Genomic DNA, 21855 nt, shown 5'->3' with positions numbered 1-21855 from the left:
AGCGATGGCGGCGTGCGATGGAGTGGGGGTGGGGTGGTGACGGGGCGGCAGAAGGTGCTGTTGGTGGCGCTCGGGGTGCTGGTGGTGATCCTGTTCATGGTGGCGGTGGGGGCGGGGGGCGGTGATCGGGGGGACCCGTCGGCGCGCCGTGGGTTGGTCGACCTGCTGGGGCGGGCCGGCGGTGGGGCGCAGGCGGTGGACCCGGCCACCGTCGACGCGGACTGTGCCGAGGCTGCCGGTCGGCTGGCCGTGGACGGCGACTGCGAGCTGCGGGTGGCCGACCCGGGTGGGCTGCGCACGCTGATCCTGCGCGGCCCGGAGGCGTTCACCATCGAGGCGCCGGCACCGGGGGACGCCGAGTTCACCGTCGAGGACGACGTCACACCGGCCGACGACGGTACCGGCGCGGTGGCCCGGATCGCCGTGGACCGGGCCACCACGGTACGGGTGAGCTGCTCCGGCGGCTGCCCGATCACGATCGCGCGGGACTGAGGCGGGGAGGCCGGGATGGGCGCGTTACGCAAGCCGTTCCTGCTGCTGGCGATGCTGGCGCTGGTGCTGGCGGTGGGCGTCGAGTGGGGTGCCGGGCTGCTGCTGGGCGGCGGTGACGCCGGTGCCGCGCTGGCCGACAGCGCCGGTGACCTCGGGGTCGAGGTCGGTGACGTGAGCGGGGTCGGCGAGCCGTCCGGCCGGGGCACCGGCTATCTGGTGCTCGTCGACGCGGCGGCGCTCTGGACGACCGGGCTGTTCTGCCTGGGGCTGGTGCTGCCCGAGCGGATCCACGGCCGGGTGCAGGGCGTCGCCACGCTGATCTTCTCGATCATCCTGATCATCGTGGCGTTCGTGGCGTTGATCGTCGCCTTCGTCGAGCTGATGGTGATGGTGTCGTTGTTCCTGGCCCCGCCGTTCGGCACGCTGGCGTACCTGGCCCTGTGGGGGTTCTTCCCGGTCGGGGACGCGGCCGTCCTGCTCGGTCTGGCGTTGCTGCTCAAGCTCGCCTGGGCCGGGCTGCTGGTGCTGGCCCAGCCGAAGTTCCTCCAGAACAAGGGCCTGGTCCTGCTGATCCTGACCAGCCTGCTCTGCACGGTGCTGCTGGAGTTCCTGCACAACCTGGTGCCGGTGATCCTGGTGAGCATCCTCGACGACCTGGGCGCACTGCTCTTCGCGATCATCGCGATCGTCTGGGCACTGGTGCTGCTGATCGGCGCGATCCCGGCGATCGTCAAGGCGCTCCGGGCCACCGCCGCGCTGCGCGCCGAGCCCGATCCCGACCGCTAGGGCCTGTTTCGTGAGGGCGGCCGGTCCTGATGAGGCAGGCCCTGGGTGCGCGGGGCGGATATGGTGGTGAGGTGATCGGGCTCGGCATGATCTGGTACCTCGTCGGCGTACTCGCCGACGTGGGTGCCTCCAGCATGCTGTCCGGCACGGCCGCGGCGACCGGTGTGCTCCTCACCGTCGTGCTCGCCGCCGCGAACCTGGTCCATCGGGTGGTCACCGCCCCCGACCTGCGGATCACCCGACGACTGCTGCGGGAACGCGCCGGGCGCACGGGTGTGCCCCGACACCGCGATCCGGACGCCGCCGGCCGGGCCCGCCCCAGGGCACCGACCGCGACCCTCGTGGTCGCCTGAGCCCTCGCTGCGCTCCATCCCTGTGCCGCTCCTCGGCGACCGCTGCTGACACGTCCCGCCCGTCATCAGTCTCGTCGTGTTCCGAGGAGTACCCACATGCCCGATCCGTCCGTTCTCCGCCACCCGTACGTCACCGGGGTCCTCCGGTGAGCGCCCTGTTCAGCCCACTCATGGCGGTCGTCTACGGCGCCATCTCGGCCGTCCTGCTGTTCTGGCACGGCGCCTGGCAGATGCTCTTCGGCGACGCCGCCGCGCTCGGCACCGACTGGGCGTGGGTGCTGGGCATCGTCTTCCTGGTGCTGACCGTCCGGGGCGTGCTGTTCCCGGTCTACGTCAGGCAGATCAAGTCGCAGCGCGCCATGCAGGCGCTCCAACCGCGCATCAGGGAGATCCAGGAGAGGCACAAGGACGACCGGGAGACCATGCAGAAGGAGTTGCTGGAGCTCTACCGCACGGAGAAGGCCAACCCGCTGATGGGTTTCCTGCCGATGCTGGTGCAGATTCCGGTCTTCCTGGGCCTGTTCCACGTGCTGCGTCATCTCAAGCCGACCATGCCGGAGCACATGAAGACGCTGTACGGCTGGACCGTCACCCAGTTCGACAGCGCGTCGTCGGCGACGTTGTTCGGCGCGCCGATCGCCGCCAGCCTCCGGTCCGGCGCGCAGGAACTGTCGCTGCTCGGCGCGGACGGCACGACCGTCCGGATCGTCGCCGCGCTCCTGATCGTCACGATGATCGCCACGACCTACCTGAGCAGCCGGCAGATGATCCTGCGGACCGGATGGGCCGAGGACCCGCCGCAGCGGATGGTGCAGCGGCTGATGCTCTACGGCATCCCGTTCTCGCTGCTCGTCTCGGGCCTGATCTTCCCGATCGGCGTGGTCATCTACTGGGTGACCACGAACCTGTTCTCCCTCGCCCAGCAGACCTGGGTGCTGCGGAAGTACCCGCCGCCGACCAGCGGTACGCCGAAGGCCACGGCTGCCGCCCGGCGTGACGGGGGCACCCCGGCCCCCGCCAGGTCGCTCGCCCCCAAGGTCGGCGCGAAGCCGACCACCGCCCGCAGGGGCGCGTCGCGCGGCCGATAGACGCCGAGATCCCGGTACGCCGCCTCGCCCGGCGGCGTACCGGGATCACCGGCAACAGACGTCAGCGCACGTCGGTCGTGGTCCAGCGCGGCGACGCGTTGGTCACCACGGCGGTGTCGCCGACCAGCGTGGTACGCGCCTCGGCGTCCCGACGCACACTGCTGCCCACCCACAGGTCGACGTCGCCGGGCTCCACCACGCGGGTGAGGCTCCGGTCGGAGAAGGCCAGCCGGGTGGTGGGCACCGTCAACTCGACCGTCACCGACTGGCCCGGCTCCAGGTGCACCCGGCGGTAGCCGAGCAACTGGGCCACCGGCCGGGTCACCGAGGCGACCAGGTCACGACCGTAGAGCTGGACCACCTCGTCGCCGGCCACCGCACCGGTGTTGGTGAGCCGGACGGTCACCGGCACCGCCCCGTCGGTCGGCACCGTGGCGGGAACGGTCAGGTCGGCGTACTCGAAGGTGGTGTAGGACAGGCCGTGGCCGAACGGGGCCACCGGGATCGCCGGCAGGTTGGTCACCTCGTTGCCCTCGCCCAGGGTGGGGTGCAGGTACGAGAACGGCTGCGCCCCGGCCGAACCGGGCAGGCTGACCGGCAGCCGCCCGGACGGGTTGACCCGCCCGGAGAGCACCCCGACGATGGCGCCCGCGCCCTCCTCGCCGGGGAAGAACGCCTGCACCACGGCCGCGCAGCGGTCCACCGCCCACCCGATCGCGTACGGCCGGCCGGTGAGCAGCACCAGCACCACCGGCGTACCGGTGGCCAGCACCGCCTCCACCAGCTCGCGCTGCACACCGGGCAGTTCCAGGTCCTCCCGGTCGCAGCCCTCGCCGACCGTGCCGCGCCCGAACAGCCCCGCGTGGTCGCCGACCACCAGGACCGCCACGTCCGCCGCCGCGGCGACGGCCGCCGCCTCGTCGAGGCCGGACCGGTCCGCCGAGTCCACGTCGCAGCCGCGCGCCCAGCTCACCTGGTCGGTGCCGAACTCGGCGCGGGCCGCCGCGAGGACGGTGGGCACCTCGATGCCGGTCTCCACGTCCGGGTGCTGCACGAGCACGTGGTTCAGGAACGAGTAGCAGCCGAACAGCGCACCCTCCCGGTCCGCGTTCGGCCCGACCACCGCCACCCGCCGCCCGGCCGGCAGCGGGAGTACGCCCTGGTTGGCGACCAGGACGACGGACTTCTCGGCGAGCCGGCGAGCGATCGACCGGTGCTCCGGGGAGTCGAGGTCGACCGGTTGCGGCTCGTCGTCGAAGGTGGCGTCGAGGAGCCCGATCGCCTCCTTCTGACGCAGCACCCGCAGCACCGCCCGGTCCACGATCGCCTCGTCGAGCCGGCCCGAGCGCACCGACTCGGCCACCGTCAGGTAGGCGTCCCCGGTCGGCAGTTCGATGTCGACACCGGCGGTCAGCGCCTGCACCGCCGCGTCGGCGTGGTCGGCCGCGACGTGGTGTAGCAGGTTCAGGAAGGCCACGCCGAAGTAGTCGGCGACCACCGTCCCGTCGAAGCCCCACCGGTCCCGCAGGATCCCGGTCAGCATCGTCGGGTCGGCCGCCACCGGTACGCCGTCGATCTCCGCGTACGAGTGCATGACCGACCGCGCGTCGCCGTCCAGGATCGCCATCTCGAACGGCGGGAACAGCACGTCGGCGAGTTCCCGGGGGCCGGCGTGCACCGGAGCGAAGTTGCGCCCCGCGCGGGAGGCGGAGTAGCCGGCGAAGTGCTTGAGCGTGGCCAGCACCCCCTGCGCCTGAAGTCCCCGCACGTACGACGTGCCGAGCGTGCCGACCAGGTACGGGTCCTCGGCGATGCACTCGTCGACCCGTCCCCACCGGGGATCGCGGATCACGTCGAGCACCGGGGAGAGTCCCTGGTGGATGCCGAGTGCCCGCATGGACGACCCGATCGCCTCGGCCATCTCGGTGACGAGGTCCGGGTCGCAGGCCGCGCCCCAGGCCAGTGGAGTGGGATAGGTGGCCGCCTTCCACGCGGAGAGCCCGGTGAGGCACTCCTCGTGGACGATCGCCGGGATGCCGAGTCGGGTGCCGGTCACCAGGTCGGACTGGAACTTCCACAACCAGGACGCGCGGGCCGCAGCGTCGACCGGCCGGGTGCCGTACGCCCGGGTGAGGTGCCCGAGTCCGTGCCGCGAGAAGGTCTCCAGCTTGCCGACGTCGGCGAACTCGCCCTGCAACGGCGCGACCGCCTCGCCCTCCTCCTTCTCCCAGAAGCCGACGAGCTGGGCGACCTTCTCCTCGATGGTCATCCGCCCGAGCAGCTCACGGACCCGTGCCTCGCCGTCCGGCCGGTCGGACCGGTCGTGGCGGTCGTGGCCCGGACCCGGTTGTGCCGGGACCGGTGCGCCGACCACGCCGTGGACCTCAGTCATGCTGTGCTTTCCCCTTTGTGTTGTGCTGGTGCCGCGTGGCCCTCGTCGAGCCGCGCCGCTCAGCCCTTGACCGCGCCCTGCAGGCCACCGACGATCTGCTTCTCGGCGAACGTGAAGAAAAGAAGTGCCGGCAGCATTGCCAGCGAGGTGAAGGCGAGGATTCCGGCCGTGTCCGAGGTGTACTGGCTGGAGAAGTTCTGTACGCCCAGCGGCAGGGTGTGCAGGCTGGCGTCACCGAGCACGAGCAACGGCAGGAGGAAGGCGTTCCAGCTCGCCACGAACGCGAGGATCCCGACGGTGACGAGGGCGGGACGCGACAGCGGGAGCATGATGCGCCAGAGGAATCCGAGCCGACCGGTGCCGTCGATCGCGGCGGCGTCCTCCAGCTCACGCGGGATCGCGGAGAGGAAGGGACGCAGGATCACGATGGTCAACGGCAACGAGAAGGCGATCTGCGGCAGGATCACCGCGTAGTAGGAGTTGATCAGATTCAGGTCGCGAAGCATGAGGTAGAGCGGCAGGATCGCCGCGCCGGCCGGGAACAGCAGGCCGAGGGTGAAGAAGGTGTAGAGCACCTCCCGGCCGCGGAAGGTGTACCGGGCCAGCACGAACGCGGCGCAGACCCCGAGCAGGACGACGCCGAGCGTGGTGCCGAATGCGATCACCGCGCTGTTGAACGCCTGCGTCCAGAAGCCGCTCTTGGTCAGCACCCGGGCGTAGTTGTCGAAGACCCACGGGTCGGGCAGGCCGGCCGGGTTCGCGACGATCTGCGGGGTGGTGCGGAAGCCGCCGATGATGACGTACAGCACCGGGACGATCGACACCGCCGCGACCGCGAGGGCCAGCGCGTAGGTGAGGGGGTTGCCCCACGACACCGGGCGACGCCGGGGCGGGGGCAGAGTGGCGTTGGCGGTCACGTCAGTTCGCCCTTCCGGTCGTGGCACCCTGGATGTCGCGGCGGAGCAGGAACCGCTGGAACAGCAGCGCCGCGACGAACGAGATGACGAAGAGGATCACCGCCACCGCGTTGCCGTACCCCCAGAGCCGGGCGAAGAACCCGTTGTCCACCATGTAGGTGGCCATGGTGGCGGAGGCGCCGAGCGAGCGGACGGCGGGTACCGAGGTCACCCAGATGACGTCGAAGACCTGCAACGAGCCGATCATCGACAGGAACATCCAGATCCGGATGGTGGGGCCGAGCAGCGGCAGGGTGACGTGCCGCTGGATCTGCCACCAGCTCGCGCCGTCGATGGCGGCGGCCTCGTGCAGCTCCTGCGGCACGTTGGACAGGCCGGCGAGCAGCAGGATGATGGCGAAGCCGACGTACTTCCAGGTGAGCACGAACAGCAACGTCCAGATCACGATGTCCAGGTCGGCCAGCCATGCCTGCACCAGGCCGCCCAGGCCGATCGACTGGAACAGCGCGTCCAGGCTGCCGCCCGGGGTCAGGATCAGCTTCCACATGATGCCGACGGTGACCTCGGCCAGCACGTACGGCACGAACGCCAGCAGGCGGAACAGCGTGCGGCCCCGGAAGTGCCGGTTGAGCAGCAGGGCCACGCCGAGGGCGACCGGCCCCTGTAGCAGCAGCGAGCCGAAGACGATGATGGCGTTGTTGCGCAGGGCGTCGAGGAAGATCGGGTCCTGGAACGCCATGACGTAGTTGTCGAAGCCGATGTACTCGGTGGGCGGTCCGACCCCACGCCAGCGGAAGAGGCTGTAGTAGAAGGCGAAGCCCATCGGCACCAGGACGAACATCACGTAGACGATGATCGCCGGGGTGGTGAGACCGATGATCTCGTACCACTTGCGTCGGGTCTCGGCGGCCCGGTCCTTGGAGGGGCGTCGGACGGGCCGGAGCCCCGCCGGCGGCGCGGAGGCACCGCCGGCAGGGTCCAGTGTGGTGGGGTTGGTGGCGGTCACTTGCGCGCGGCCGCCTTCATCGCGTCGACGACCTGCTCGGGCGTCCCGTTGCCGGCGAAGATGGCGACGATCGCGTCGTTCATCGCGTTACCGACGGTGCTGCCGAACGCGGTGTCCAGCCAGAGCTGCACGTAGGTCGCACCGGTGGTCGCCTCCAGGATGGAGCGCAGAGCCGGGTCCTCGACGCCGTCCTCGGCACCCTTGGCGACGGGCAGGCCGGTGCCGGTCTGCGCGTAGCCCTTCTGCACCTCGGGGCTGACGATGTACTTGAGGAACTCGACGCACTCGCCCGGGGCGTTCTTGGCGCAGGCGAAACCGTCGCCACCGCCGAGCGCCGCCTTCGGGTCACCGGCGGAGCCGGAGATCGCCGGCACCGGGAACCAGCCAAGGAACTTGTCGAGCGCCTCCTTGTCGTTGGTCACCGTCTCCAGCGAGCCCTTGTTCCAGTCGCCCATCAGCTCCATGGCGGCCTTGCCGTTGGCGAGCAGACCGTTGGCGCTGGTCGGGTCGTTCTGACCCGGGGTGGCGATGAAGTTGTCCTGGAACGGCTTGGTGTCGATGAAGGTCTTGAGGTCCTGGCCGGCCTTCACGAAGCACGGGTCGTCGAAGACCGTGTCGGTGCTGGCCTTCTTCAGCGTGTCCACCGAGCAGGCGCGCAGGGCGAAGTTGTACCACCAGTGCGCGGCGGGCCACTTGTCACCGGCGCCCAGCGCGATCGGAATCACGTTGATCGCCTTGAGCTTGGTGACCGCGTCGTTCAGCTCTTCGAACGTGGTCGGCGGGGCGGCGATGCCGGCCCGCTGGAACATGTCCTTGTTGTACCAGATGCCCTCGATGCCCATCCGGTACGGCAGACCGTACTGCTTGCCGTCCACCTGCCAGATCTCGGCGGCGCTACCGATGTTGTCGACCTCCGACTTCACCTGCTCGGTGATGTCCTTGAGGTAGTCGGCCTCGACCTGCTCGCGGATCTCGCCGCCGCCCCACGCCTGGAAGATGTCCGGCGGGTCGTTGCTCAGCAGCGCGGCGGGCAGCCGGGTGCGTTGGAGCTGGTTGGTCTCGATCCCCTCGATCTCGATCTTGACCGTCGGGTGGAGTGCGGTGAAGTCGGCGGCGACCTTCTCCCAGTAGGTCTTGCCGGGACCGTCCTGGGAGGCGTTGTGCCACCAGGTCAGGGTCACCGGGTTCTTGAACAGCTCACTCTCCGGAGCTTCGGACTCACCCCCGCCGCCGCATCCGGCGGCAAGCAGTGCGGTGGTGATGGACAGCGCTATAGCGGTGGTTACGCGGCGCTTCAAAGCCATCGGTATCTCCTCGACATTCGTCGCGGTGCTCGGCCTGCCGGGGAGTTTTACAGCCGTGTAACCCGGTGTCAATCGGTGTCGATAACGTTTTCGACTCGCCGTACGCGGCGCTCGTTGAGCCCTCTATCATCGTCGGCGTGGCGTTCCCGCAGCGTGTCAACATGTCGGACGTGGCCCGTGCGGCCGGCGTCTCGGTCGCAACCGTATCCAAGGTGGTAAATGGCCGGTACGGCGTGGCGCAGGCGACCGTGGAGCGGGTTCAGCAGGTCATCCACCAACTCGGATACGAGGCCAGCCTCGGCGCGCAGAGCCTGCGCAGTCACCGCACGAACGTGCTGGGCATCCTGGTGGCCGAGTTCGAGCCGTTCTCCACCGAGTTGCTCAAGGGCGCCTCGTCGGAGGTCACCGGCACCGGCTACCAGTTGCTGGCGTACTCCAGCGGTGACGTGGCCGGCGCCGCCGTCGGCTGGGAACGTCGCTCGCTGGCCCGACTCTCCGGGACGCTGATCGACGGTGCCGTGATCGTCACCCCCACGGTGGTGGAGACCAAGCAGGGCTTCCACGTGGTGGCCGTCGACCCGCACACCGGGCCGTCCGGCCTGCCCACCGTCGACTCCGACAACTTCGCCGGTGCCGTGCTCGCCACCAACTACCTGCTCTCGCTCGGCCACCGCCGCATCGGGCACATCTCCGGTCGCGCCGACCTGGAGTCGTCCCGCCTGCGCGAGGCGGGCTTCCGACAGGCCATGGCCGACGCGGGCGTGACCGTGGACGAACGACTCGTCCGGGTCGGTGGCTTCCGGATCGAGAGCGCCGCCGGCACCGCCGCCGAACTGCTCGCCCTCCCCGACCGGCCGACCGCGGTCTTCGCCGGCAACGACCTCTCCGCCATCTCGACCATCGACGTGGCGCAGCGCATGGGCCTGTCGGTACCGGACGACGTCTCCGTGATCGGCTTCGACAACGTCCCGGAGTCGGCGCTGACCAACCCGCCCCTGACCACGATCATGCAACCGATCCAGCGGATGGGCGCCGAGGCGCTGCGGCTGCTCGTCGACCTGATCGCCGGGGTGGAGCGCGACATCCACATCCGGCTCCCCACCGAGCTCGTGGTCCGCGCCTCCTGCCGCCCGTTCCCCGCCTGACACCACCGGCAGAGGGAATTCGTCCGTCCTCGCACCATCTGACGACAGGTATCACCAGCCCGGTTGCCGGCTCCTGAACTACGTCATCGCGCCGACACGGTACGTACACACACCGTCACCGGCGCACGCTCCTTCGATAGGAGAACCTGTCATGAGCAGTGCAGGAAGACGAGTCCGCCGCGCCACGGTGGTCGGGCTCACCGCTGCGATGCTGACCGGCCTGCTGGCGGTCACCGCCGCTGCGGCGGTACCGGTCGAGGCGGTCCCGGCCGCCGCCGCGGCGGCGCGTTCCGACGTCTACATCCAGGACACCACCGCCGACGTCGGAGTCGAACCGCACACGCTGAACCCGCTCTGGGCCAGCCCCGACATCAAGGTCTGCCCCACCGCCGTGGAGTGCGCGGTGAGCCAGAACCCGATCGTCGGCGTCACCAACTACCTCTTCATCAAGCTGCGAAACCCCGGCCCGTACGGCTCGGGCAGCAGCAGCGGAGTGCTCCGCGTCTACCGGACCACGCCCGGCGGCGGCGCGGTCTGGCCGACCCACTGGACCCAGATCGGCGCGGCCAACGTGGTGTCCTTCGCCGGCGTCACCACGGTCACCATCCCGTGGACCGGAGTCCCCGGGCCGGGACACTTCTGCCTGCTCGCCCGCTGGGTGTCCGCGACCGACCCGATGACCTTCGAGGGCCCGGACATCAGCACGAACACCCGATACAACAACAACATCGCGTGGCGCAACGTCGACTCGGTCCGGCTCACCCCGGGCGGACCGTCGGTCGTACGACCCTTCGCCATCGGCAACTCGCTGACCGTCCCGTCCCGGAACGAGGTCGTCTTCGCGGCGGCCGAACCGCTCCAGGGGATCGGCGGGCGAGTCGTCGTCGACCTCGGCCCGGACCTCTTCGAGCGCTGGCGGGCCGGGGGCGCGGTCGGCACGGGTGTCCGAGCGGTCGGCCGGACCCAGGTGGAGATCGTCGAACCCACCAAGGCCAGCCTGGGCAACATCACGCTGAACCCCGGTGAGCGCGCGGAGTTCTCGCTGCTCTTCTCCGCCGCCGCCGACAGCCAGCGGGAGATCTCCTTCACCGTGACCCAGTTCGGTCCGGACACCAGCGGGGCCAGGTCGACCGATCTCGGTGGTGTGCAGTACCTGATCAGCACCGGCAGGCAGGGCTAGCTCGCACCGAGGCGCGGGGTCGTGGGTCGGAGGGGGCCCACGACCCCCGTGGCGTCAGCGCAGGCAGACCCAGTCGGTGGCCACCACGTGCTCGCCGCTGTACGCGCGAAGCTGCACCGGGCCCGTCGGCGGTACCCCGAGCGAGAAGAGACCCACCGCGTCGACCGTCGCCTCGTCGTAGATTCCGCTCATCGTCCGGGCGCTGACCCGGCCCCGGCCGGCCGGTGAGAACTGGCCGACGATGCCGGCGTCGCTCACCTCGATCTCCAGGACGACGTCGGCGCTCCGGAAGCACAGGCTCCGCGCCGAGCCGGACGAGCGGGTGGCCCCGGCGGGCTCCGCCTCGAGCGCCGAGTCGAAGGTCAGCTCAGCCAGGGTCACCCCGGTCTCCGTCGTCCGCCCCGCGAACGCCGCCCGCGCCGCCGTCAGATGCTCCTCGGGCACGCCCTCGGAGTTCCAGAGCGCGGCGACGAGTTCCGCCCTGAGCCTGTCGTCATCGACCGGCGGCCACGGCTCCATCGCGGTCACCCCCCTGCCGTCCGGCGTGCGGCCCGAGTCCCAGGTACGGGGCCAGCACCGCACAGTCACGCAGCCTCCGCAGGCACCGGGCCTGGGTCGGCCCGATGCTGCCGACCGGTACGCCCAACCGCTCGGAGACCTGCCGGTAGCTGGGCGGCGGCTCGGCCATCAACAGCGCGAGCAGTTCCTGGCACCGGGGCGGTAGCTGGGCGAAGCCCTCCCGCAGCGCCTGCCGCCGTTCCGCCCGCAGCAGGTCCTCCTCCGGCGGAGCGGCGTACGGCCAGGTCCCGTGGTAGGCGTCGAGCGCGCCGTCGGAGGGGTCGACCGGCTGGGTGCGCCGGACGAGACGGGACATCCGGTAGCACTCCCGTCTGGTCGTGACGGCCAACCAGGCCGCCAGTGCCTGCGGCTCGCGGACCTGGCCCAGGTGCTCCACCAGGCGCAACCACACGGTCTGGTTGACATCGGCCGCGTCGGCGCCGCTCAGGTCGTGCGACCGGATCACCGAGTACACCAGCGGGGTGTACCGACGCACCAGTTCGACCCAGGCCGACTCGTCCCCGTCGGCCGCCTCGGCGACCAGGACGCGTACGTGTCGATCGGTCACCACGACACCGCTCGGTGCTCCGCCGTGCCCGGTCATCCGACGAGCACGCCGTAGTCGGGGTGCCATCGCGGCGCCGCGAGCAGGGCCAGCCGTGCCCCGTCGGCGCTCAGTCCGGCCTCGGTCATCAGGGCGGCGAGTCGGCCGGCGACATGCGCCGTGGCGAACGACGTGCCGGCCCAGGTGGCGTACCGGTGGAACAGCCGGGTCGGTCGTCCGGGCAGCGGCAGCCGCCCCTCGACGTACGTGCTGTCGCGTCGACCGAGGGCGCAGGCGTCGACCCAACCACCCCGGCCGCTGTACTCCGCCGGCACCACCGCACCCGCGGCGCTCACCTCGACGGCCCCGACCGCCAGCACGCGGTCCAGGGCGGCCGGCCAGACCGGACGGTCGACACCGGCGTTGCCCGCCGCGGCCACCACCGCCGTCGTCGGCATCGCGGCCAGCACGTTGGCGAGCGGCAACGAGGGCCGGTCGTCGAGGGTGAAGCCGCCCAGGGACAGGTTCACCACCGACACCTCGCCCGAGAGCCGGCTCAGGGCGGCCACCAGCATCGACTCGTCCCCGACACCGGTCGGCGCGAGCGCCGTCTCGGGATCGAGGCGTACGCCCGGCGCGGCCTGCCGCACCACCCCGGCGACGAACGTGCCGTGACCGCCCTGCGGAGCGAGCACGTCGGTGTGCACGTAGAGCGGGTCCTCGTCGTCGACCTCCGGCAGGTATGCGCCGCCCAGCCACTGCGGGTGTCGGCTGCCCGCCTGCCGGCAGATGCCGGTGTCGCAGATCCCGACCGTCACCCCCGCACCCTCGGCGAGCCGGGACGGATCCGGGGGTGGCAGGGCGGCAAGCGCCCGGGGCGGCCCTCCCGGGTTACCCATGATGTTGCCCAGACCGAGCAGCACGTGGTGCGGTTGGACCACGGGCACCGGCGCTCCGGGCCACTGTCGGGGGTCGCGCAGCTTCGTCACGAGCGCGGGGATGTCGGCCTCCCCGGCGAACAGCAGTCGGCTGACACCGGCGAAGCCGACGCCGAACGTCACCGGGTTGCCGGTGGCCCTGAGCCACGCGGCGACCCGCTGGGCGTCGGCGGGGGCGGTGAGCAACTGCCGGGGTCGGTACAGCATCTCCCGCCCCGGTACGGCGTACCGCCGCACGTTGCGGTCGGCGTCGAGCGTCTCGGCGAACGCGAGCTGGTACGCCTTGTCGTCGGCGGCGTCGTCGCCGAGTGCCGGTGCCGGTCGCACGGTGGCACCCAGGGGCAGCGCCATGGTGGTCAGCGCGGACGCGGCCAGCAGGCGTCGTCGGGACAGCCGGGCGGTGACGGGTGGCGCGGTGGGACGGTCGGGCAGCAAGGGTCCTCCCCAGACGACTCGGGAGGCGGCTCGGCGCTGGTGGTCCGGTGCGGCGGGTCCCGGTCTCCGGTCAATTCTTCCAACTGATCGGCACATGTCAATGCCATCCGCCTACTCACTGTCACACGTCGACCACTCGGACGAAATATGGACGACACTCAACGGATGGTGAACCCTGCACCGGTGCCCGACCGCACCGACAGTGCCGCGACCGCCCAGGCGGCCCTCGACACCGTCCAGCGCCGCCCCAGCGAAGCGATCGTGATCGCCGAGCGGGTCCTCGCCGCCGGATCCGACGGGGACGAGCGCTCGACCGCCGACCGCGCCATCGGGCTGGCGCTACGCGAACTCAACGACATGGCCGGCGCCCGGCGGCACCTGCGTCGGGCGGTGCGCCACGCGGGCACGGCCCGGACCCGGGCACTGGCCCGGATGAGCCTCGGGTACGTCCTGGCCAGCTCGGGACACACCGCGGCGGCGCTGCGGGCCGTGACCGCGGCCCTGCCCGAACTGACCGGAGCCGACGCCGGTCGGGCCCGGATGCAGCGGGGGGTGGTGCTGCACTATCGCGGCCGGTACGACGAGGCGGTGCGGGACTACGGCCTCGCCATCGACATCGCCCAACGCGAGGGCGACCTCCTGCTGGAGGCCCGGGCCCGCAACAACCGGGGCCTGCTCAACGCCCACCGGGGCACCACCGGCGGCACCGACGACCTTTCCCGGGCGGCGACCGCCTTCGAGCGGCTCGGCCTCGACCTCGCGGCGGCCGACGCCCGGTGGAACAGCGGGATCGCGGCCGGTCGACGCGGTGACATCGCGGCGGCGCTGCGCTGTTTCGCCGCCGTCGGCGAGGAGTACCGACGCCTCGGCGTGCCCCGACCGGCGCTGCTGCTGGACCGCTTCGAGTTGCTGCTGTCGGTGCCCCTGGTCGACGAGGCGGTGGAGATCGCCGACGTGGCGATCCGGGAGCTGCGCCGCCGGGGCATGGCCTCCGACCTGGCTGAGGCGATGCTGGCCCGGGCCCGGGCCGCGCTGCTCGCCGGTGACCTGGCCACCGCCACCGAGGCCGCCGCCGCGGCCCGGACCCGGTTCCGGCGGCAGGGCCGCCGCACCTGGGCGGCGTTCGCCCGGCACGTCGAGCTACGCGCCGAGGTCCGCCGGGGAACCCGGACCACGGCCCTGGTCACCGCGATGATGCGGACCGCCGACCAGCTCGACGACACCGGGTGGTCCGACCCTGCACTGAGCACCCGCATCGACGCCGGCCTGCTGGCCGCCGCGATGGGTCGCCCGGACCGGGCCCGCACGCTGTTCGCCGTCGCCGCCCGCGCGCGGGCCCGGGGCACCGCACCCCGGCGGGCCCAGGGCTGGTATGCCCTGGCGCTGTCCCGCCGACTCGGCGGGGACGAGACGGGTGCGGCCCGCGCGCTTCGCCGTGGACTGGGTGTGCTCGACCGGCACCGGACCTCGCTCGGCGCCACCGAACTGCGGGCCAGCAGCGGCGCGTACGGACAGGAACTGGCGGCCGAGGGCCTGGACATCGCGATCCGGGCCGGTGCACCGGCGCGGGTCCTCGCCTGGACCGAGCGGTGGCGGGCCAACGCGCTGCGGATGCGCCCGGCCCTGCCACCGGACGATCCCGACCTGGTCGCGACGCTGGCCGAACTCCGGCTCGTCAGCGGGCTGCTGGAGGACGCCGTCCTGGCCGGGCGTCCGGTCCGCGCCCTGCGCGGCCGGCAGACCCGACTCGAACAGCACATCCGGGACCTGGCCCGGCGGGCGCCCGGCGCGTCCGGGGTGACCACCCCACCGGGCGTACGTCGGCTGGCCGACCGCCTCGGCTCCCGCGTACTCGTCGAACTCGTGGCCCACGGCGACCGGCTCGGCGCGGTGCTGGTCCGCGACGGCCGGGCCAGCCTGCACGACCTCGGGCCGCTCGCCGAGGCGGCGAGGCTGGCCCGGTGGCACCGGTTCGGGCTGCGCCGGCTGATCGTCGGCCGGGATCCGACCGCCGCACGGGCCGGTGCCGAGCACGCTGCGGCGGCACTCGACCGTCAGCTCTTCGATCCGGTGCGACGACGCCTCGGTGACCGTCCCCTGGTCATCGTCCCGGTCGGTGCCCTGCACTCGGTGGGCTGGGCCGGGTTGCCCACCTGCGCCGGGCGCGCCGTCACGGTCGCGCCCTCGGCGACGGTCTGGCTCCAGGCGGACCGTCGCACGGCGGGGGCGGGGCCGCCCGTGCTGGCCTGTGGTCCGCGGCTGGCCGCCGGGCAGGCCGAGGTCGCACGGCTCGCCGAGGTGCTGCCCGGCGCCCGGTCGCTCGTCGGGCCGGACGCCACCGCCGGTGCGCTGACCGCCGCGCTGGACGGTGCCGGCATGGTGCACATCGCGGCCCACGGCACCTTCCGCGCCGACAATCCGCAGTTCTCCACGCTGGAGCTGGCCGACGGGCCGCTGTTCGCCTACGAATGGGAGCGGGTCGCCCGTCCGCCCGGCTGCGTGGTGCTCTCCGCCTGCGAATCGGGGCTGACCGACGTCCGTCCCGGTGACGAGATCATGGGTTTCGCCGCGGTGCTGCTGGCGCTGGGTACCCGGTGTCTGATCGCCACCGTCCTGCCGGTGCCCGCCGAGCCCACCACGGCGCTCATGGTGGACCTGCACCGACGGATGTGGGCGGGCGCCCACCCCGCCTCGGCGCTCGCCGAGGCCCAGCAGGCGTTCGTCGCCTCCGGCGACAGCACCGCCCGGGCCACTGCGGCGGCGTTCGTCTGCCTGGGCGCCGGCTGAGACCGGGCCGTCTAGATCAGCGCGGCAGCGGTGGCGCGATCCAGCGCGCCGTCGGCGACGACCACCTGGTAGCGGCCGGGCCGGCTGGTGCCGGCCGGGATCGTCGCGGTCTGCGCGAACGCGAACGCCACGCAGACCCCCGGATACATCGTGGTCCGGACGAACCACCGGTCCCCCGGCCCCAGACCACTGAACACCAGCGTGTACGCCGCGCCCTCCGGCGACCTGCCGCGCAGTGCGACCCACGGCTCGGCGCAGCCGTTGACCGTCTCCTCGCCGTCGCGCGCGGCGGTGAACACCTCGGTCGGCCCGTCCGTCAGCGCCCGCCAGAAGAACCCGCCGTACCCGGCCCCGCCGGGGCGACCGTTGGTGGCCGGGCTGCCCAGCGTCACGTCCCGGTCGGCGGGAGCGGTCAGGGTGCTGCCGACGTCGAGCCGCCAGGCGCTCCGGTGGCCCGGCAGCACCGAGGCGGTGAGGGTACGCCGCTCGGTGAGCAGCACCGCACCGGTCGGGTCGCACCAGTGCAGCAGGTGGTCGAGCCGGTCGGGTGCGCGATGCTGCCAGCCGGTGTGCGCGATCCGGCCGTGGTCGGCCCGCCAGGTGTAGCCGACGTCGCGGACGTAGGTGCGACCGCCCCAGAGGTTGGTGCCGTCGACGTCCTGCACGGCCAGCGACGCACCGAGGTGCCAGACGTGGTCGGCCGGGAACGCGTCGGTGACCGTGGTGCCCGCCAGGGTACGCACCGGGTGCAGGTAGGGCCGGGGTCCGTGCTTCGCGTCGAGGTCGGGTGCGAGCACGTACCGGGCGACCGGCGTACCGCCGACGACCAGGTGCGGATCGTCGTCGGTCGAACGCGTACCGGTGAGCGGTCCGGCGGTCACGACAGCTCCGCCTCGGCGACCGTCCGGCGGCGGGCCACGGCGTGCACGGCGGCCAGCGCGTACCCGGCGAGGATCGGCACCGCGACCGGGGTGACCAGCACGCCGAGCAGCGCGGCGACCACGGTGGTGCCGGCCAGCGCGGCCCAGTGCGCGGGGTGGTCGAGGCAGGCCCGGGCGGCCCGGCCGGCGGCCCACCGCCAGCCGGTGCCGCCGGTACGACCCACCTCGACCACGACGGCGGCGGCGTACCCGAGCAGGCCCGCCGCGACGACGGTGGTGACGCTCAACGCCAGCGCCCCGCCGGGCACCCGACCGGTGGCCAACGCCACCAGGTCGGCGGCGAGCAGGCCGACGGCGGCGAGCCCGAGCAGCGCCACCGGCAGGCCCGGCAGCAGTCCCCGGCCGAACCGGGAGAACGTCTGCCGGGCCGTCGGCCACCTGCCGGTGGCCAGCCAGTCGTGCACGGCCGCGCTGGCGGTGCCGACCGCGGCGCCGGCGGTCACCACCGGCACCGAGGCGAGCACCGTCAGGATGCCGACCAGCGCCAGGTCGGCGGCGTCGCGGACGGTGTCGCGCCAGTCGCGGCGCGGTGTCCGCCGGTCGTGGCCGTCGTCAGCCCTTGAGTCCACTGGTGTTGATCCCCTCGACGAGCATCCGTTGGAAGGCCACGAAGAACACGAAGACCGGCAGCAGGGACAGCACCGACATGGCGAACATCGGTCCCACCGCGCTCTGGCTGGTGGAGTCGATGAACAGGGTCAGCGCCACCGGCACCGTGTAGTCGCTCAGGCTGGACAGGAAGACCAGTTGCCGGAAGAAGTCGTTCCAGGTCCAGATGAACGAGAAGATCGCGGTGGTGACCAGCGCGGGTCGGCTCAGCGGCAGGATGACGTACCGGAAGATGCCGAACGCGTTGGCGCCGTCGATCCGGGCGGCCTCGTCCAGCTCACGCGGGATGCTCCGCATGAACTGCACCATCAGGAAGACGAAGAACGCCTCGGTGGCCAGGAACTGCGGGATCAGCAGTGGGAGGTACGGCCAGTCGCCGCCGACCAGGCCGAGGCTGCGGAACAGGATGTACTGCGGCACGATCAGCACGTGCCCCGGCAGCAGCAGGGTGCCGATCATGACGGCGAACCACAGCCCGCGCAGCCGGAACCTCAGCCGGGCGAAGGCGTACGCGGCCAGCAGGCAGCTCACCGCGTTGCCGACCACGGTCAGCAGACTGACCGTGGCGCTGTTGAGGAAGAACCGGCCGAAGCTGACGTCGAAGTTGCTCCAGCCGTTGGTGTAGTTGCCCGGGGTGAAGGTCTCCGGCAGCAGCCCGATGTTGTTGACGATCTCCTGCTGCGACTTGAACGACGTGCCGATCATCCAGATCAGCGGATAGAGCACCACCGCGACGATGGCCAGCAGCACGATCAGCCGCAGCCAGGAGCGGCTGCGCGGGCGTTGCGGGCGGGTCGCCACGGGTGGCGCCACGGTGCTCGCCACCATCAGCGGTCCTCCCCGTCGGAGTAGTGCACCCAGAACCGGCCGGTGCTGAAGAAGACGACCGTGATCAGGGCGATGGCGATCAGGAACACCCAGGCCATCGCGGAGGCGTAACCCATCTCCAGGTCGGTGAAGCCGGTGATGTAGAGGTTCAGCGTGTACATCAGGGTCGAGTCGACCGGGCCGCCGGTGCCGTTGCTGAGCACGAACGCGGCGGTGAAGCCCTGGAAACCGTTGATGGTCTCCAGCACCAGGTTGAAGAAGATCACCGGAGAGAGCATCGGCAGCGTCACGTTGACGAACTTGCGGAACGTCCCGGCGCCGTCCACCGAGGCGGCCTCGTACAGCTCGGTCGGCACCTGCTTGAGCCCGGCCAGGAAGATCACCATAGGTGCGCCGAACTGCCAGATGGCCAGCACCATCAGGGTCTCCAGGGCCCAGTCCGGGTCGTTGACCCAGGGCTTGCCCTCGATGCCGAACAGCGCCAGGAAGGAGTTGAACGCCCCCTCCCGGTTGAACATGTTCACCCAGACGATGGCCAGCGCCACGCTGCCGCCGAGCAACGACGGCAGGTAGAACAGGCCCCGGAACAGCCCGACCCCGCGCCAGGCCCGGTTGAGCAGCAGCGCCACCCCGAGGGCCGCGGCCAGTTTCAGCGGTACGGCGATCAGGGCGAAGCTGAGCGTGACCCGGACCGAGTGCCACCACGACGGATCGCTGGTGAACATCCGTTCGTAGTTGGCCAGCCCGACCCACTCCACCTCGGACCAGGGGGTGAGGATGTCGTAGTTGGTGAAGCTGAGGTAGAGCGACAACAGCATGGGCATCGCCGTGATGGCCATCAGACCGATGAGCCAGGGCGACAGGAAGACGTAGCCGGCCAGACCTTCCCCGTGCCGGATCCGTCCGGTCCCGCGCCGGGTGGCGTCGGGCCGGACGGATCCGGTGCCGCGGCGGGTCGGGTCGGGCGCCGTGGTCAGGGCCACGAACTGCTCCTCTCCGGGTTTCGCGGCGGCGTCAGGACGCGATCGCTGCCTTGCAGGCCTCGACGAACTGCGCCGCGGCCTCGGCGGGGGTGGCCCGCCCGTACTGGGCGTTCTCGGCGGCCTTGGTCAGTTCGGCGCGGACCTTGCTGTGGCCCTTGATCGGCACCTGCGGCGCCTCGCCGAACGTCTCGGCCAGCTTGTTCTCGACCTCGATGGACTGCTTCATCGCCGGGTCGGTGGTGTCGTCGCTGACCACCCGGCGCAGGTCCATGTTGGACGGCAGGCCCCGGTCGGTGCCGAGCAGCTTGACCGCCTCCGGGTCGTTGGCGAGGAAGTTGATCACGTCCACCGCGACGTCGGCGTTCTTGCTGCCCCGGAAGACCGACCAGTACATCGAGGCGCGGGCCCACTGCGCGCTCGGGTCACCCGGGTACGCGATGACGCCCAGCTCGTCGGCGGTGTTCTTCTTCAACTCCGGCATCTGGTTGACCCAGACCCAGGAGGTGCCCGACTTGCCGGTCACCACGAGCTGCTTGGTGATGTCGGTGGCGTTTCCCTCGTGGATGATGTCGGGGGTGGGCGTGGCGCCCCGGTCCCGCGCGCCCTTCCACAGCTCGAACCACCTGGTCACGTCCTCGGCGGTGAAGCCGAGGTCGTTGCCGGAGTAGAGGTCCTTGCCCTGCTGGCGCAGCCAGACCCAGAACGCCTTGTAGTCGGCGCTGGGGTCCTGGGTGCCGGGGACACCGGCCTTCTTGCTGACCTGCTCGGCCCAGGCGATGTGCTCCTCCCAGCTCATCCCGGTGGTCGGCTCGGGCAGCCCGTTCTTGGTCAGCAGCGTCTTGTTGTAGACCAGGCCCTGGGTGTTCTCCCCGGCGGCGAGGCCGGCGAGTTTGCCGTCGACCTCGCCGTACTGGAGCAGGCTGGGCGGGAACCTGCTGGTGTCGAGGTCGCCGGAGTCCGCGTACTTCTTCAGGTCCAGGGTGGCGTTGCGGGCCGCGTACTCGGCGAGGAAGTTGTCGTCGATCTGGAAGATGTCCGGCGGGTTGCCACCGGCGGTCAGCGTGGCCAGCTTGTCGAAGTAGCCCTGGTTGGCCTGCCAGACCTTCTCGAACGTGACGTCCGGGTTCTTCTTGGTGTAGAGGTCGAGGGCCTGGTTGGTGAGATCGGCCCGGGCCTCGCCGCCCCACCAGAAGATGGAGAGCTTGACCTTGCCGTCGGAACCGGCGTCGTCACCGCCGCAGGCGGCGGCCGCGCCGACCAGCGGCAGGGCCACGACGGCGGCGAGCATGCCGCGCAGCAACCGGCGGCGGAGCAGGGGGGTACGGTAGGTGCGCCCGTCGGACGCGTTCGCGGTGGGGTGCGTTGCGGGGTGCATGTGCGCTCACTCCTTGGCGTTAGGAGGCGACGACGTCACCGGCGGCCACGATCGGGCTGCCCGGGTCCGCACGGCGATGCGGGCCCGGGCCTACGGCAGCGGCGCCGGGACGTTCCCGGCCGGCGTATGGTCCCGGCGCGGTGGAGTCGCGGATGACCAACTCGGTCTGGAGCATTACCTGTGCGGTGGTACGACGGACGCCGACTGTCGCCCCGGCACCGCCGCCCCGCCCGGTGCGCGGGAGATCGGTGTCCTGTTGCAGCAACATGTCGACGGCCGTCCGGCCGGCGGCCGCGGTCGGCGTGGCCACCGTCGTCAGCTTGGGGCGGGTGAGTCGGCTCAGGCTGATGTCGTCGACCCCGACGACACTCACCTCCTGCGGCACCCCGACCCCGAGTGCGTCGAGCCCCTCCAGGAGTCCGATCGCGATCAGGTCGTTGTAGGCGAGCACGGCCGTGACGCCGGCCCGGCGGACCTGCTCCGCCTGGGCCAGGCCACCGTGTTCGGTGGGCGGGTTGGGGCCGAGCACGGTCAGGTCCGCGCCGGCGGTCCGGGCCGCCGCGCTGGCGGCGCGTCGGATCTCCCGGCTGGTCCATGAGCCGCGCGGCCCGCCGAGCAGGGCGATCTGCCGGTGGCCCAGGCCGACGAGGTGCTCGATGGCGGTGCGCGCGCCCTGCCCGACGTCCATCAGGACGCAGGGCAGACCGGCCAGTTGGCGGTTGACCACGACCAGCGGCACCTCGCGGCTGAGCTGCTCGATCAGGCTGTTGCTCATCCGTGGGCTGCACAGCAGCACGCCGTCGACCTGCTTGGCCAGCGCGTGCACCAGTTCCTCCTCCGCGGCGGCGTCCTCGTTCGTGTCGGCGACGAAGACGTGGTAGTCGCGGTGGCGGGCCTGGCTCTCCGCCGCCTTGATCAGCGGCGGGAAGAACGGGTTGGCGATGTCGGCGATGATCAGGCCGATGTTGTGCGTCCGGCCGGTGATGAGGGCGCGGGCGGCGCGGTTGGGCCGGTAGCCCAGGTCCTCGGCGCAGGCCAGGACCCGTACCCGGGTCTCCGGGTTGACCAGATGGGGTGCGGAGAAGGTGCGGGAGACGGTGGAGATGTGCACGCCGGAGGCCCGTGCGACGTCCCGGATGGTGACTGGCACTCAGGCCCCCTTCATCGATGTGTGTCGGCGGTCACGGGTGTCGC

20 protein-coding genes are annotated in these 21855 nt (G+C 71.7%); 7 read left to right on the top strand and 13 right to left on the bottom strand.

Features of this window, described 5'->3' with window-relative positions:
- Positions 1-36 precede the first annotated feature (36 nt).
- The 4 genes from ACQVFL_RS11390 to yidC all read left to right on the top strand — a co-directional run bounded on the left by ACQVFL_RS11390 (position 37) and on the right by yidC (position 2719).
- Positions 37-492, top strand: a complete 456-nt coding sequence (locus ACQVFL_RS11390) for a hypothetical protein (RefSeq protein ID WP_431729319.1) — start codon at positions 37-39, stop codon at positions 490-492.
- A 15-nt stretch (positions 493-507) separates the two neighbouring features.
- Positions 508-1278: a hypothetical protein gene (locus ACQVFL_RS11385; RefSeq protein ID WP_431729318.1), complete on the top strand. Its 771-nt coding sequence runs from the start codon at positions 508-510 to the stop codon at positions 1276-1278.
- A 29-nt stretch (positions 1279-1307) separates the two neighbouring features.
- Positions 1308-1631, top strand: a complete 324-nt coding sequence (locus ACQVFL_RS11380; protein WP_396695148.1) for a DUF6412 domain-containing protein — start codon at positions 1308-1310, stop codon at positions 1629-1631.
- Between the two features lie 170 nt (positions 1632-1801).
- The gene (gene yidC / locus ACQVFL_RS11375) at positions 1802-2719 is read left to right on the top strand and encodes a membrane protein insertase YidC (protein ID WP_431729816.1); all 918 of its coding nucleotides are present in this window, start codon (positions 1802-1804) and stop codon (positions 2717-2719) included.
- A 61-nt stretch (positions 2720-2780) separates the two neighbouring features.
- Here yidC and ACQVFL_RS11370 read toward each other — a convergent pair whose 3' ends face one another.
- From ACQVFL_RS11370 to ACQVFL_RS11355, 4 genes are read right to left on the bottom strand one after another with little or no spacing between them, the layout of a single operon-like run.
- Positions 2781-5111 (bottom strand): beta-glucosidase, encoded by a 2331-nt coding sequence (locus ACQVFL_RS11370; protein ID WP_396695150.1) that lies wholly within the window; start codon positions 5109-5111, stop codon positions 2781-2783.
- Between the two features lie 59 nt (positions 5112-5170).
- Positions 5171-6028 carry a carbohydrate ABC transporter permease gene (locus ACQVFL_RS11365; RefSeq protein WP_396695152.1) on the bottom strand — a complete coding sequence of 286 codons (858 nt, stop codon included), beginning with the start codon at positions 6026-6028 and terminating at the stop codon, positions 5171-5173.
- Between the two features lies 1 nt (position 6029).
- Positions 6030-7034, bottom strand: a complete 1005-nt coding sequence (locus ACQVFL_RS11360; RefSeq protein ID WP_396695154.1) for a carbohydrate ABC transporter permease — start codon at positions 7032-7034, stop codon at positions 6030-6032.
- Entirely contained in the window at positions 7031-8338 is a 1308-nt protein-coding gene (locus ACQVFL_RS11355) for an extracellular solute-binding protein (protein WP_396695156.1), read from the bottom strand. The genes ACQVFL_RS11360 and ACQVFL_RS11355 overlap by 4 nt, the downstream gene beginning before the upstream one ends.
- A gap of 137 nt (positions 8339-8475) precedes the next feature.
- On the opposite strand from ACQVFL_RS11355, the gene ACQVFL_RS11350 reads away from it, so the two are divergent.
- Together ACQVFL_RS11350 and ACQVFL_RS11345 are read left to right on the top strand one after the other, a co-directional pair.
- Positions 8476-9483 (top strand): LacI family DNA-binding transcriptional regulator, encoded by a 1008-nt coding sequence (locus ACQVFL_RS11350; RefSeq protein ID WP_396695157.1) that lies wholly within the window; start codon positions 8476-8478, stop codon positions 9481-9483.
- Positions 9484-9634: 151 nt separating this feature from the next.
- Positions 9635-10663 (top strand): hypothetical protein, encoded by a 1029-nt coding sequence (locus tag ACQVFL_RS11345; RefSeq protein ID WP_396695159.1) that lies wholly within the window; start codon positions 9635-9637, stop codon positions 10661-10663.
- Positions 10664-10717: 54 nt separating this feature from the next.
- Here ACQVFL_RS11345 and ACQVFL_RS11340 read toward each other — a convergent pair whose 3' ends face one another.
- Genes ACQVFL_RS11340 through ACQVFL_RS11330 form a run of 3 tightly spaced genes read right to left on the bottom strand, consistent with a single transcriptional unit; the run spans position 10718 to position 13138 of the window.
- A complete protein-coding gene (locus tag ACQVFL_RS11340) occupies positions 10718-11182 on the bottom strand; it encodes a hypothetical protein (RefSeq protein ID WP_396695160.1) in 465 nt (154 codons plus the stop codon).
- Positions 11157-11789 carry an RNA polymerase sigma factor gene (locus ACQVFL_RS11335; RefSeq protein ID WP_431729317.1) on the bottom strand — a complete coding sequence of 211 codons (633 nt, stop codon included), beginning with the start codon at positions 11787-11789 and terminating at the stop codon, positions 11157-11159. The genes ACQVFL_RS11340 and ACQVFL_RS11335 overlap by 26 nt, the downstream gene beginning before the upstream one ends.
- 32 nt (positions 11790-11821) lie before the next feature.
- Positions 11822-13138 carry a S8 family peptidase gene (locus ACQVFL_RS11330; protein WP_396695163.1) on the bottom strand — a complete coding sequence of 439 codons (1317 nt, stop codon included), beginning with the start codon at positions 13136-13138 and terminating at the stop codon, positions 11822-11824.
- Positions 13139-13303: 165 nt separating this feature from the next.
- On the opposite strand from ACQVFL_RS11330, the gene ACQVFL_RS11325 reads away from it, so the two are divergent.
- On the top strand, positions 13304-15925 hold the full coding sequence (locus ACQVFL_RS11325; RefSeq protein WP_431729316.1) for a CHAT domain-containing protein: 2622 nt from the start codon (positions 13304-13306) through the stop codon (positions 15923-15925).
- Positions 15926-15936: 11 nt separating this feature from the next.
- Here the strand turns inward: ACQVFL_RS11325 and ACQVFL_RS11320 are convergent, their stop codons facing one another.
- From ACQVFL_RS11320 to ACQVFL_RS11295, 6 genes are read right to left on the bottom strand one after another with little or no spacing between them, the layout of a single operon-like run.
- Positions 15937-16806, bottom strand: a complete 870-nt coding sequence (locus tag ACQVFL_RS11320) for a PmoA family protein (RefSeq protein ID WP_396695167.1) — start codon at positions 16804-16806, stop codon at positions 15937-15939.
- On the bottom strand, positions 16803-17435 hold the full coding sequence (locus tag ACQVFL_RS11315) for a hypothetical protein (RefSeq protein ID WP_396695169.1): 633 nt from the start codon (positions 17433-17435) through the stop codon (positions 16803-16805). The genes ACQVFL_RS11320 and ACQVFL_RS11315 overlap by 4 nt, the downstream gene beginning before the upstream one ends.
- Positions 17419-18303: a carbohydrate ABC transporter permease gene (locus ACQVFL_RS11310; protein ID WP_396695171.1), complete on the bottom strand. Its 885-nt coding sequence runs from the start codon at positions 18301-18303 to the stop codon at positions 17419-17421. Before ACQVFL_RS11310 ends, ACQVFL_RS11315 begins: the two co-directional genes overlap by 17 nt.
- A complete protein-coding gene (locus ACQVFL_RS11305) occupies positions 18303-19286 on the bottom strand; it encodes a carbohydrate ABC transporter permease (protein ID WP_396695173.1) in 984 nt (327 codons plus the stop codon). Before ACQVFL_RS11305 ends, ACQVFL_RS11310 begins: the two co-directional genes overlap by 1 nt.
- Before the next feature lie 31 nt (positions 19287-19317).
- Entirely contained in the window at positions 19318-20661 is a 1344-nt protein-coding gene (locus ACQVFL_RS11300; protein ID WP_431729315.1) for an ABC transporter substrate-binding protein, read from the bottom strand.
- 19 nt (positions 20662-20680) lie between these two features.
- Positions 20681-21811 carry a LacI family DNA-binding transcriptional regulator gene (locus ACQVFL_RS11295; RefSeq protein WP_396695177.1) on the bottom strand — a complete coding sequence of 377 codons (1131 nt, stop codon included), beginning with the start codon at positions 21809-21811 and terminating at the stop codon, positions 20681-20683.
- Positions 21812-21855: the final 44 nt, after the last annotated feature.

The organism is Verrucosispora sp. TAA-831 (assembly GCF_050780145.1).
Lineage (GTDB): Bacteria > Actinomycetota > Actinomycetes > Mycobacteriales > Micromonosporaceae > Micromonospora.
The sequence above is the reverse complement of the archived record's forward strand: the minus strand, read 5'-3'. Positions and strand labels throughout refer to the sequence as shown.